Annotated in this window: 15 protein-coding genes and 7 tRNA genes; 1 reads left to right on the top strand and 21 read right to left on the bottom strand. The window is 40.3% G+C overall.

The genetic code is table 11. The features are described from left to right. The 20 genes from IRB43_RS16070 to alr all read right to left on the bottom strand — a co-directional run bounded on the left by IRB43_RS16070 (position 1) and on the right by alr (position 10765). Positions 1-74, bottom strand: a tRNA-Arg gene (locus IRB43_RS16070). A 15-nt stretch (positions 75-89) separates the two neighbouring features. After that, positions 90-172: transfer RNA gene (locus IRB43_RS16065), tRNA-Leu, on the bottom strand. 116 nt (positions 173-288) lie between these two features. Further along, positions 289-364, bottom strand: a tRNA-Lys gene (locus IRB43_RS16060). Between the two features lie 6 nt (positions 365-370). Further along, positions 371-445, bottom strand: a tRNA-Gln gene (locus tag IRB43_RS16055). A gap of 28 nt (positions 446-473) precedes the next feature. Then, positions 474-545, bottom strand: a tRNA-Glu gene (locus IRB43_RS16050). Positions 546-549: 4 nt separating this feature from the next. Further along, positions 550-640 (bottom strand) — tRNA-Ser (locus IRB43_RS16045). 7 nt (positions 641-647) lie between these two features. Further along, a tRNA-Asn gene (locus IRB43_RS16040) sits at positions 648-722 on the bottom strand. A 157-nt stretch (positions 723-879) separates the two neighbouring features. Further along, complete coding sequence (locus IRB43_RS16035; RefSeq protein ID WP_203364489.1) at positions 880-1353, bottom strand: SprT family protein; 474 nt, start codon at positions 1351-1353, stop codon at positions 880-882. A gap of 20 nt (positions 1354-1373) precedes the next feature. Further along, complete coding sequence (locus tag IRB43_RS16030) at positions 1374-3551, bottom strand: Tex family protein (protein WP_203364488.1); 2178 nt, start codon at positions 3549-3551, stop codon at positions 1374-1376. Positions 3552-3638: 87 nt separating this feature from the next. After that, positions 3639-4232: a PP2C family serine/threonine-protein phosphatase gene (locus IRB43_RS16025; RefSeq protein ID WP_203364487.1), complete on the bottom strand. Its 594-nt coding sequence runs from the start codon at positions 4230-4232 to the stop codon at positions 3639-3641. Then, positions 4232-5026 (bottom strand): RNA polymerase sigma factor SigB, encoded by a 795-nt coding sequence (sigB, locus tag IRB43_RS16020; RefSeq protein ID WP_203364486.1) that lies wholly within the window; start codon positions 5024-5026, stop codon positions 4232-4234. The genes IRB43_RS16025 and sigB overlap by 1 nt, the downstream gene beginning before the upstream one ends. Beyond that, positions 5004-5471 carry an anti-sigma B factor RsbW gene (gene rsbW / locus IRB43_RS16015; RefSeq protein ID WP_203364485.1) on the bottom strand — a complete coding sequence of 156 codons (468 nt, stop codon included), beginning with the start codon at positions 5469-5471 and terminating at the stop codon, positions 5004-5006. Before rsbW ends, sigB begins: the two co-directional genes overlap by 23 nt. A 2-nt stretch (positions 5472-5473) precedes the next feature. Next, entirely contained in the window at positions 5474-5800 is a 327-nt protein-coding gene (locus tag IRB43_RS16010) for an anti-sigma factor antagonist (protein WP_203364484.1), read from the bottom strand. A gap of 79 nt (positions 5801-5879) precedes the next feature. Continuing rightward, entirely contained in the window at positions 5880-6890 is a 1011-nt protein-coding gene (locus IRB43_RS16005; protein ID WP_203364483.1) for a PP2C family protein-serine/threonine phosphatase, read from the bottom strand. Between the two features lie 11 nt (positions 6891-6901). Then, positions 6902-7297, bottom strand: a complete 396-nt coding sequence (locus IRB43_RS16000; protein WP_203364482.1) for an anti-sigma regulatory factor — start codon at positions 7295-7297, stop codon at positions 6902-6904. Positions 7298-7300: 3 nt separating this feature from the next. Then, positions 7301-7657, bottom strand: coding sequence for an STAS domain-containing protein (locus IRB43_RS15995; protein WP_203364481.1), 357 nt, complete (start codon positions 7655-7657; stop codon positions 7301-7303). Beyond that, positions 7654-8487: an STAS domain-containing protein gene (locus IRB43_RS15990; RefSeq protein ID WP_203364480.1), complete on the bottom strand. Its 834-nt coding sequence runs from the start codon at positions 8485-8487 to the stop codon at positions 7654-7656. The genes IRB43_RS15995 and IRB43_RS15990 overlap by 4 nt, the downstream gene beginning before the upstream one ends. Positions 8488-8798: 311 nt before the next feature. Continuing rightward, positions 8799-9149: a type II toxin-antitoxin system PemK/MazF family toxin gene (locus IRB43_RS15985; RefSeq protein ID WP_094835974.1), complete on the bottom strand. Its 351-nt coding sequence runs from the start codon at positions 9147-9149 to the stop codon at positions 8799-8801. A 5-nt stretch (positions 9150-9154) separates the two neighbouring features. Next, a complete protein-coding gene (locus IRB43_RS15980; protein ID WP_094835975.1) occupies positions 9155-9436 on the bottom strand; it encodes a CopG family ribbon-helix-helix protein in 282 nt (93 codons plus the stop codon). 168 nt (positions 9437-9604) lie between these two features. Further along, a complete protein-coding gene (alr, locus tag IRB43_RS15975; protein WP_203364479.1) occupies positions 9605-10765 on the bottom strand; it encodes an alanine racemase in 1161 nt (386 codons plus the stop codon). A gap of 149 nt (positions 10766-10914) precedes the next feature. On the opposite strand from alr, the gene IRB43_RS15970 reads away from it, so the two are divergent. Then, positions 10915-11064 carry a hypothetical protein gene (locus tag IRB43_RS15970; RefSeq protein WP_203364478.1) on the top strand — a complete coding sequence of 50 codons (150 nt, stop codon included), beginning with the start codon at positions 10915-10917 and terminating at the stop codon, positions 11062-11064. Positions 11065-11119: 55 nt separating this feature from the next. Here the strand turns inward: IRB43_RS15970 and IRB43_RS15965 are convergent, their stop codons facing one another. After that, complete coding sequence (locus tag IRB43_RS15965; protein ID WP_203364477.1) at positions 11120-12136, bottom strand: LolA family protein; 1017 nt, start codon at positions 12134-12136, stop codon at positions 11120-11122. Between the last annotated feature and the right edge of the window lie 131 nt (positions 12137-12267).

The raw sequence follows: 12267 nt of genomic DNA, 5'->3' as shown, positions 1-12267 counted from the left end.
CGCGCCCGAGAGGAGTCGAACCCCTAACCTTTTGATCCGTAGTCAAACGCTCTATCCAATTGAGCTACGGGCGCAAGTCTTATTTAATATGCGGCCGAGAGGACTTGAACCTCCACGGGGTCTCCCCCACTAGGCCCTCAACCTAGCGCGTCTGCCATTCCGCCACGACCGCGCGATTAACACGACAGATTATTATTTTACTACTTTTTCTTAAATAAAGCAAGAGTTTTTTTAAAAATATTAATATCAGCAATCACTTTCATCTGACAACACAGCTACATCTTTAAGTGGTGAGCCATGAAGGACTCGAACCTTCGACCCTCTGATTAAAAGTCAGATGCTCTACCAACTGAGCTAATGGCTCGAAAAATGGCTGGGCTAGCTGGATTCGAACCAGCGCATGACGGAGTCAAAGTCCGTTGCCTTACCGCTTGGCTATAGCCCAATGATACTTTTTTGATAAAATTTATAAATGACCCGTACGGGATTCGAACCCGTGTTACCGCCGTGAAAGGGCGGTGTCTTAACCGCTTGACCAACGGGCCAATGTGGCGGAGAAGGAGGGATTTGAACCCTCGCGCCGGTTACCCGACCTACACCCTTAGCAGGGGCGCCTCTTCAGCCTCTTGAGTACTTCCCCAAATATATGGCTCCGCAGGCAAGATTCGAACTTGCGACCGATCGGTTAACAGCCGATTGCTCTACCACTGAGCTACTGCGGAATAATCAATTCGTCTTATCGACAATTTATATTTTATTCAAACTAACTGACAAAGTCAATATATTTTTTAAAGATAACAGAGATTTTTTAAAAATATGTTTTTCCGTCTATGTGCCAAATAAAGTTACCAATAAATAAATGGAATGTCAACTAGCAAATCATTTCTGTTCAGACTTTTCTCCTTTCAAAACGAGTGAACCTTTACATTTTCCACAAACGTAACGAGATGTATTCACTTGTCTAGCACGAATATAAATGAAAGAACAAACCGTACACTGATAAATTAACTGGCGGATTTTCCGTTTTGTTTTCTTGTTTGGTAATGGTGTACAGTATCTGGGAGCGTTTACTTCTTTCAGTAATCTCTTAAAATCTCGATCGCGATGCTTATAGCCTTTTCCAAGCAAATGCAAATGATAATGACATAGCTCATGTTTAATAATCCCGATCAGCTCCTCTTCTCCAAATACCTCTAAATACTGTTTATTGACTTCAATATTATGCGATTGCAGCAAGTATCTGCCCCCTGTTGTTTTCAGGCGATGATTGAACACCGCCTGGTGGAGAAAAGGGCGGCCGAAAACATCGCTTGAAACCTTCTCAACTAAGTTTTGTAGTTCTTCATTCGTCATTTTCTGCCACCCTGTTCTATTTATTCTTTCATATCAATCATCGTTAATGAAACTCGTCCTTTGTTTTGATCAATTTGCTCGACCCAAACGGTTACAACATCCCCTACTGCTACAACGTCAAGCGGATGTTTAACAAAGCCCTTTTTCAATTTGGAGATATGGACTAGCCCATCTTCTTTCACTCCAATATCAACAAATGCGCCAAAATCCACTACATTTCTCACTGTTCCTTGCAATTCCATTCCCGGCTGCAAATCTTCAAGTTTTAATACATCCGTTTTTAATAATGGCTTTGGCAGTTCATCACGCGGATCGCGTCCCGGTTTTTGTAACGCCTCTATAATATCTTTCATCGTCAAGATACCAAGCCCTAACGTTTCAGCCGTTTTCTCTATATCTAGTTCATTGAGAGCCGCACTCAGTTCATTTGTACCAACATCCGCTGTCGAAAATCCGATATTTTGAAGCAGTTTTCTCACTTGTGGATAATTTTCCGGATGAATAGCAGTTCGGTCAAGCTTTTCGCTTCCTGTTAGTATTCTTAAAAAGCCAATACTTTGTTCAAAGGTTTTCGCTCCAAGCCGCGGCACTTTTTTCACTTGAGAGCGCTGAGTGAATTTGCCGTTTTCCTCTCTAAATTTAACAATGTTAGTAGCTACTGTTTTATTGAGGCCTGCAACATATTGTAAAAGGGAAGCAGAAGCCGTATTTAAGTTCACTCCTACTTGGTTGACAGCCGTTTCCACCACAAAAGTTAATGAATCATTCAGTTTCTTTTGAGACACATCATGTTGGTATTGGCCGACACCTACGGATTTCGGATCAATCTTTACTAACTCAGCTAATGGGTCTTGTAGTCTGCGGGCAATAGAGACCGCACTTCTTTCTTCTACTTGAAAATCTGGAAATTCTTCACGCGCTACGTCTGACGCAGAATACACACTGGCCCCCGCTTCATTAACAATCATATAAGCGATCTGTTTTTTGCTTGATTTAATCATATCAGCAACAAATTGTTCCGTTTCCCTAGAAGCTGTCCCATTCCCAATGGCCACTAGCTCTATTTCATATCGATCCAATATTTGCTTAAATAATTTCTCTGCTTCTTCTCTTTTCGCTTTAGGCGGATGCGGGTAAATAACGCCGATATAGAGCACTTTGCCCGTTTCATCAACAGTTGCTAGCTTGCACCCTGTCCGATAAGCTGGATCGACTCCTAATACTGTTTTCCCTTTCAACGGCGGTTGAAGAAGCAGTTTTCTTAAGTTCTCTGAAAAAATATGAATTGCTTGATCTTCCGCTTTTTCTGTTAACTCATTTCTTACTTCCCGCTCAATCGAAGGCTGGATTAATCGTTTGTAAGCATCTTGCAACGCTTCTAATACAAAAGGAGCGGCAGGACTCTGTTCATTTTTAATGTAGTGTTTTGTTAAGTAACGGATGATTTTGTCGACATCCACTTGGATCGCAATTTTTAGTACCCCTTCTTTTTCTCCCCGATTGAGAGCAAGGGTGCGATGAGGAACGATCCGAGCAACCGGCTCTTCATACGAATAGTACATTTCAAAAATATTTTTTTCATCTTCTGCATCTTTTTTTAAAGAAGCTTGAATGACACCTGTACGAAATGTTTCTTTTCGAATCCATTCACGAATTTGTGCATCATCTGCTGCTACTTCTGCGATGATATCAGCAGCTCCTTGAATGGCTTCTTCTGCTGAAGCGACTTCCTTCTCTACCGAAATGTACGTTTTCGCTTCCTCCAAAGGAGAGGAAGCTGGCAACGACATCATCCATTCAGCGAACGGCTCTAGTCCTTTCTCTTTAGCAATAGACGCTTTTGTTCGTCGTTTTTGCTTGTAAGGGCGATATAAATCTTCGACTGCCTGCATTTTGTCAGCGGCTAAAATTTTATCCTTCAGTTCCTTCGTCAGTTTCCCTTGTTCTTCAATTGAACGAATCACTTCTTCTTTTCGCTGAACGAGATTTTGTAAATATGTATAACGGTTCATCAAGGTACGGATTTCCACTTCATCGAGCGCTCCCGTCATTTCTTTGCGGTAGCGTGCAATAAAAGGAACGGTACTCCCTTCTTCAATTAAAGAAATAACCGCGCGCACCCTCTTTAACTCAATATGTTCTTCTTGAGCGACTTTTTTTAAAATACTTTCGCGGTCATGGATTTTTTTTTCAGACATACTTTCGCCTCCAGTTCTTCCTTACTTTATTTTACCAAACCTCAAACATTCAACACATAAAAATGAAAAGAAAACAGCCTGCAATGACTAAAGCAGGCTGCCAACGATAAATGTACAGTCGTCATTTGATTGCATCGATTTCTCTTCAAGAGTATCTGCAATTTGCGCAAGATCTTTATGGCTTAACAACATTTTCACATTCATCAGGCTCAGACCATCGGAATGCAAAATAAATTTACAATTGGGTTCGTAGACAAATCTTTGAGTCCGATATCGTTGAACTCTTCCAGATAAAAACCCTCTGACTGGAAGAGGATACGTTAATTGCCCCTCTTTCGTGTATAAATAAAAGCGAATATTGCCTACACAGCTGTATTCAAACTCTAGCCTATCGAAATAAACCTTCAAAATGGCAACCGCCGCCCCTCGTTTGTTACGAAGAGACTCGTTGCTTAAACGCATTAATTCATCCACGTGCTCATGATGACTTCGAGCTACTGCTTCCGTCACCGCATCAGCCGATTCGTTAGCCCACTCACCGCTTCCTAATCCATCCGCCAACACACAAATGAAATAGTCCGTTGCTACATAGATAAAGTAACTATCACCGCACAATGGGTTACCACTTTTCGCGACTTGGTTTGCATATACTTGAAGCTGCTCACTGTGGTGATAAACCATTATGATAATCTCTCCGTTGAGAGAGAGTCCTTCTCAATCGCTTCTTTCAGTTTTTTTATCGCCTTTCTTTGCAAGCGAGATACATGCATTTGTGAAATACCGAGCTTTTCACCTGTATCCTTTTGACTCATATTATCTATGTACGTACATTGAATAATTTGCCGTTCTCGATCAGATAGCACATGAAGAACTTTATGGAGCACAAGACGCTGGTCCACTCTTTCATACCCTTCATCTTGATTGCCTACGATATCAAGAAGAGTAACTGTGCTTCCATCAGAATCAGCTTCAACCGAGTGATCGACAGATAAAGCTTGATAGCTTTTTCCCATTTCCATCGCTTCAAGCACTTCCTCTTCCGATATTTCAAGATGGCGAGCAATTTCCTCTACTTTTGGTGACCGTTGCAGCGTTGTCGTTAGCTCTTCTACTGTAGATTTAATTTTAGGACCAAGCTCTTTAATTCGTCTCGGGACGTGAACACTCCATGTTTTATCCCGCAAAAACCGTTTAATTTCTCCTACAATCGTAGGAACCGCAAACGCTTCGAAACTTTTTCCATATGAATCATCATATCTCCTAATTGCACCAAGCAGCCCTAGCATGCCCACTTGCACAATATCTTCATGATAGCTTCTTCCTTTTGAATACTTCCGCGCAATCGATTCTACAAGCCCCTGATAATGTTTCACTAGCTTTTCTTGTGCTTCCTCATCGTTATTTTGCTGATACGCTTGAATCCATTCAATTGCTTGCTGTTTTGATTGCGAGTTAGGTTGAGATGGCTTGAACATCCCTCTCCACCTGCTCTCCTTCAAGATACTTTGTCATCAGCAAAGTGATCCCTTCATTTTGCTGCACCTTCACCTCATCCATTAATGTTTCAATGAGAAATAACCCCAAGCCTCCTTCACGTAAAAATTCAACAGAATGATCCGTATATGGACCTAGAGACTGCTTAGTGTTTAGGAAGTTAAAGCTTTTGCCGTGGTCCGCTACCATGACTTCTAAGTGGTCGCTGTATAAAGCGAAGCCAACAATCACTTCCCCCTCTTCATCATCTTGGTAAGCATGCTGAACAGCATTCGTGATCGCTTCACTTGTCGCTATTTTTAAATCTTCAATGACATCATATGTAAAACCCATTCGGCTGGCGATCCCGGATAATGTCAGTCTAATCACTCCTACAAATTCTGGCTTGGCAGGGATTTTCATCTCGATGTATTCAAAATCTTTCATTGTTATACGCCACCTTCTACTTCAGAATGAATGTCCATAATGTCAGATAGCCCTGTAATATCAAACAATCGTTTCAACCTTCCAGATAATCCAACTAATCGAAGTGTTCCATTTTTGGCATTTAAACTTTTAAATAAGCCGACAAAAATCCCTAAACCCGTGCTATCTAAATAAGTAACTTCCGTTAAATCAATGATTAGCGTTTGATCAGGTTTCACATGCGGAAAAACAGTTTCTTGAAGTTTAGGTGCTGTATATACATCGAGCTCCCCCGCAATATAGATCTTCGTCAGTTGGTCTAATTCTTCTACATTAATCGTAATATTCACTTTATCCACCTCTTTTGGGACACATAATCGATGTCGCGTCTTAAGTTTCTACCCGATATTACTTGATCTAAACCTCTCTTTACTTGACTCGTTTTAAAATGATCAGTGTAAAATCATCACGTAATTGGAAGTCTTGCACATATTCTAAATCCCGATATACACGATTAGCTATTTCTTGTGCATCTAATTGAATGTACTTCTCGATGCATTCAATTAACGTTTCCATTTCAATGAAACCTTCTTTCGTCCGGCACTCAGTGACACCGTCAGACATCAGAAGAATAACATCCCCTACTTCCACTCGTTTTTCATACTGACGATATCTCGTTTTTTTATCAATACCGAGCACTAGACCTTTTGCGTATAATTCTTCAAATCTCTTTGTTTGATGATTGTAAAAGAACCCCGGCTCATGTCCTGCAGATGAATAGTAAAAGGTATGATTAAGCATATTGTACGTTCCGTAAAACATCGTAATAAACATCGTTGGGTCTACATTTTGTTCCACTACTCGATTCAGACTTTCTAACACAAGATTCGGCTCTAGACTACCTTCGGGCAAGCTATCCATCGCATATTTGATCATCGACATACATAACGCAGCTGGAATTCCCTTTCCAATGATATCTGCTATTGCTACACTGACTGTATGAGTTTCATCATGAACAAAATGATAGTAGTCTCCGCTCATTTGCCTAGCTGGTACACTAAGCGCACCAATATCTAAGGAAGGAACATCAGGAATTTTCGTACCTAATAATGTTTGCTGCATGCTAGCAGCCACTTCAATCTCACTCTGCAGCTCTTGCTGAAAGGTTCGCAAACTTTGATGTTCCCGATAAGCTAAACCATAGCTAATCATCACTTCTAATAAGATATCTAAGGAGAGAAGAACAGATTGAGGAATGTTAGATTCTAACTCCATTATGGCTGTCTTATGAATATTGATCATTTCTTCTGGGGATATTTTATGCTCGATGGCTTTTCTGCTGAATTTTTGACTGAAATATAGCGCATGTTCATCTTGTTCTTTTATATAGCTTTTCAAAAGCTCTTTATACTGTTCCTGAACACTTTCTTTAAATTCCATGTTTCCCCCTCCTAACGGAGCCACTTAATTGCCCTGATCACTGTTCCTTCTCCAGGATTTGACTCAATTGAAAATTCGTCCATTAACCGTTTCACACCTGGCAAACCAGCTCCAAGCCCTCCTGAGGTGGAAAAGCCATCCTCCATTACTTTTCGGATATCAATAATTCCAGGACCTTGATCTTTGGACAAAATAAGCAATCCAATCTTCCCCATATCCTCTGCCTTTTCTATTCCAATCTCTCCTTCTCCTGCGTACAAATAGATATTGCGGGCTAACTCACTAATTGCAGTCGTAATTCGAGCTTGATCTACTGTGCCAAAGCCAAGGTCTTTCGCCACATTTCGCCCAAGTTGCCTTGCCGCTACAATGTCCCATTCACTTATAATCTTGACGCTAGAATCCATAGATTAGTCCTCCAATTCCTGTTGAAGTTTCTCTAAACCTTTTTCTAAATCAAGAGCGGTCAAGACATCTTCGAGACGAATTCCCAATTCAATTAAGGTAATGGCAACGGCCGGCTGAATACCTGTTACAACTACTTTGGCGCCCATCAGTTTAGACATGCTAATAACATCTCCAAGAACTTTGGCAATGAAAGAATCAATAAAATCAATAGATGTAAAGTCGATGACAACGCCTCTAGCACTTGTTTCATGAATTTTCCGAAGAAGGTCCTCCTGAAATTGCAAAGCTGTTTGATCATCTAATTCCCATTGAATTGAAATCAACAGACAATCATATAACTTTAAGATAGGTATTCTCACATCCCTCCCTCCACTTCAATAATTTTTCTGTCTGTTAATGCTAATGCTTGCTCAATCCCTTTCTTCAGTGTGCTTGTTGTCAGTACCTGCTCTAAGCTAATACCTAAAGTAACGATCGTTTGGGCAATTTCCGGACGAATTCCAACAATCATACATTTGGCTCCTACTAAGTGAACAGCATCTGCCGCTTGAATAATATGATGAGCAACCATTGTATCAACAACGGGTACACCTGTAATATCAATTAACACCACTTCAGAACGGTATTTGACCACACCGTTCAGCAAGTTCTCCATAATTAGCTTAGCTCGTTCTGTATCAATAGTACCGACTAACGGCATGACTGAAATTTTTTCAAATACAGGAATTAACGGAGCCGATAGCTCTTGTAAAGCAATTTTTTGTAAAGATAATGTCCGTTCCCAAGAATCGGAATAGGCATCAATAATTTTATTATTCATGGGAAACATCCAGCGATTGAATTCTAATGAAAACTCAATATAGTTCTCTTTATCAATGATCCCTTGCTCTTTCATGCCGTTAGAGACAATTTGACTAAAAGTGTTCAAACCTAGGTTCACAACGGTTAAAGGCCAGCCTAAGTGGACAATCTTTCTAGCAAACTCCTCTACTCTCGATTGAAACTCTTGCTCCGTTTCCACAAAGTTAGAAATCAGTAATTCAATAAATTCTCTGCTCGTTTTTGTAAACATTCGATCCGACATCATCGTAACCGCTCGATCATCTGTTTCCTTTTTCATCCCAACGATCCATTGATCTAATATTTCACTTTTATTTAATTGTACATAGTTAAAAATCAGTTTACGCATACAAACATCTCCAATCTACCAGATTTAGCGCTTACCGAAGCGCTATATTCAAGGTCAAGACAACTGAGAGTATATATAATCTTCCTTTTTTATCACGTATTGCATGCTACATAATCATTATAATGTTTATCGGACTAATAAAAAAGCAGAATCCCTCTTTCTAACTGGCATCATCTATGGGAACAGCTCTGTTCAAGCATACAAAATGGCTATTTTGAACGAATGAATCAAAAATTATTCACACCAACACTATTGTTTAACAAGACCCATAAAAAAAAGACGTCTACTAGATTGTTCTAGTAAACGTCTTTCTAAAATTGAATAAGGCCTAAGCTAATTTGCAAGGCATCATCTACTTTTTCCATCATTTCTTCATCAAGCTGAGTGATTTTGTCCGTTAACCTTTGTTTATCAATTGTTCGAATCTGTTCAAGGAGAATAACGGAATCTCGTTCAAAACCATAACGCTTTGCGTCAATTTCAACATGTGTAGGCAACTTAGCTTTTTGAATTTGTGCTGTTATAGCAGCAACAATAATAGTGGGACTAAACCGATTCCCAATGTCGTTTTGAACCACTAGCACAGGCCGCATTCCGCCTTGCTCTGAACCGACAACAGGGGACAGGTCTGCGAAATATACGTCACCACGTTTAACTATCACACGGATTATCCTCCACTTACTAAACGTTCTACAGTATTACCTGCTTCATACTCCGCTTGCATCGCTTCAGAGGCAATAGCTAAATTGATCTTCGCCATTTCCATGTAACCGCGTCTCATTGATTCTGTAATCTGACGCTTCTTTCTCTCACGAAGATACATTTTGGTTGCTCTGTAGATAAATTCACTGCGGTTAATATTTTCTTGTTCTGCAAAACTGTCTAATTCTTTCACAAATTGCTGCGGTAAGCGAATAAACACCTCTGTTGTTGCGCTAGATTCAGACACGAACTACACCTCCACCAATCACTACACCCGTCTCCTTAACTGCCAACTTTATAATAACATCTTTTCACCCTCGATGGAAGATGAAATCCAAATTCCTGCTAATTTCTTAAAACAATTGCAGAAATTTTTCGAAATTTATCAATCATTCCATTAAATCCATACAGAATATTATCCAATTAGCGGATTAATAACTTGAACAATTTTCCCCTGTTGTCGATACACCCTTGGAACACGCGCAGTAATCACGCAAGGCACTTCATAATTAATTGTCTCCAATTGGTCAGCAACTTCATCCATGGAAATTTCTTCATTTCCTTGTCTGCCAATTAAAGTCACGACTGTACCTATAGGCTTTTCACTAGATAAGCGAATCATACATTGATCCATACACACTCGTCCGACAATCGGAGCCCGCTCTCCTTCCACCAGTACATGCTGACCTTGCAGTTTCCTGATCCAACCATCTGCATAACCGATCGGTAAAGTAGCAATCCATTCTTCCTCTTGTGCTTCATACGTAGCACCGTAGCTGACTTTTTCACCTTTTTGGATTTTTTTAACATTAACAATTTTAGTATGAAGAGAAAAAGCTTGCTTTAAAGGAAACGGCAAAATGGATTTCATCTCTTTAGAAGGTGCTAGTCCATACATAGAAATCCCTAAGCGAACCGTATTAAAATAGGCTTTTTCATGCCGTAACGTCGTAGCACTGTTGGCGCAGTGAATATAAGGCGGCTTGTCATCTAACGATTCAACCATAATATTAAACTGAGCCAATTGTTGCTCAAAATAGGTTGTATCCAACTCATCAGCTGTTGCGAAATGCGTAAACATACCTTCAAATATAAATTTAGACGATTGGCGAATGAAAGAGACGATCTCCTGCAACTCCTCGACTGTTTTCACCCCTAATCTCCCCATACCTGTATCACATTTAATATGAACATGTAATATTTGATCATTAGAGAGGTGCTTCTCTGCTTCTTGCAGCCATTCCAGCTGATAAACCGTTACTGAAATATGATGTTCAGCTGCCAAAGCGGCATCCGTTGGCCGGCTAGCCCCCAACACTAAAATCGGCACTTCCATCTTTGATTTTGTTAAAGATAAAGCCTCGTCTAAAAAAGCCACTGCCAAACCGTGAGCTCCTGCTCGAATCGCTGCCTCAGCTACCGGTACATCTCCATGGCCATATGCATTGGCCTTCACAACCGCGAATAACCGTTCATCAGCAGGAAGTAACTTTAACGTCTCTTTTACATTATAGTCAATATGATCCAAATTTATTTCTGCCCAAGTATCTCGATAAAAACCCCTATCTGTCCCCACTAGCTGTCTCCTTCTTTCCCATGTTTGTTCACAATTCCATACAATCCCTAATTTTAAACATAAACCCACCCATGTCAACAACGAAAAGCGGAAGGCACCTTTTAGCGACGTATGAACTGGAGCGAGCCGTATGAGATAAAGGAAACACGATGAACGTCAGTGAATCGATGTTGACTTATCGTAAGGAGGTTCGTGGAAGTTCACTAGTCGCTGGTGCCTGCAGCTGGACAACAACGAAAAGCGGAGACGACTGTTTAGACACGACAAGTTCACTCGGACAAAGAAAAAAGGAACGCTGACTCCGTTCCTTCACTCAAATAACTTTCTATACCTCCGCAGCACTCGTTACACTATTTATTTCTCCATCGCTACTTTCATAGAACGCGCCACTTCAATCATTTCAGCTTTAGAAAGATCTTTAGAAGCTATCATAAAGTCCACACCTTCATGCGACCAAGAAAGAGAATGCTCCGATATCACACCGAAAGAACCTCCGAGATCCGCTATTTCCCCGCTCACTTCATGAACCTGCATAGAAGCAGCTGGAAGAACTTCTGCCTTTTCTTGAACAATGGTGAACGATTTATCTCCCCCATACGTCAGAACCACTCTTGTACCATTGGCTGTTATAATCTCATTTTCTTCTGATAAGCTACTTCCTGTCATTTTTGTATCAGGGTATCGAACGGCCAACTCTTTGTCCTCCGGCTGAGCCATCACTGGCATTTCTAATTGCGCGCCTGTCATATTCTTCTTTACATCAAAGGACTCTTTATCGATTTTTGCATCAAATTCCATTTTGGAAAACTCCACTGTTACAAGCGGCTTATGATCAGGATCCATCACTTTGACCGAGACTGGAGTTAAATCTTTCTTTTTAAATCTGATTTCTTGGAACGGTAACATATGACTATTCGGGTATCTAGTTTTTGTTTCAAAGACGAAATGCTGATCTGTTTCTTTAAATGAAGCCTCTTTATCAGCCAAGATATCTTTTACTAAGGACTCGTACAAATAAGCTTGGCTGCTATTTCTCGGCCAATCACTTTGAAATTTGAAGCTTTTATTCAGTGCTGGAGTTAACACATAAACGCCCGTTTCATTTTTTAAAATCATTTGATTCTGATCTTTTTTATCAGTCGATAATGCCACTCTATAAAACTGGTGTTCCCGATTCCAAACATCTACATTGTAAATCTGTTTTTCTTCCCCCGCTTGCAAAGTCATCTTCGCTTTCGCTTTATAACCAATCACTTCTTCTGCTTTTTCACTTAAATCTGCCGTTACCTCCTCTTTTGATTTTGCCCCACAGGCCGAAAGAATGACTAAAGCACACAAACACATAAGCCAAACTAGCCTTCTATTCTTCATCGCTTCACAACCCCTTTCGCACTAAAATATATGAGACAACCATTCAGATTATGATTGTTGCAAAAGGAAGTGAAATTGTTTATGTTTCAATAGGACAAAGGAACAGAAATCAACATAGGCGGATTCAACTT

The organism is Bacillus sp. REN10 (genome assembly GCF_016820555.1).
In the GTDB taxonomy this organism is placed as follows: Bacteria; Bacillota; Bacilli; order Bacillales; family Domibacillaceae; genus Bacillus_CE.
Note: the sequence above shows the minus strand (reverse complement) of the source record. Positions and strands in the feature narration are given on the sequence as shown.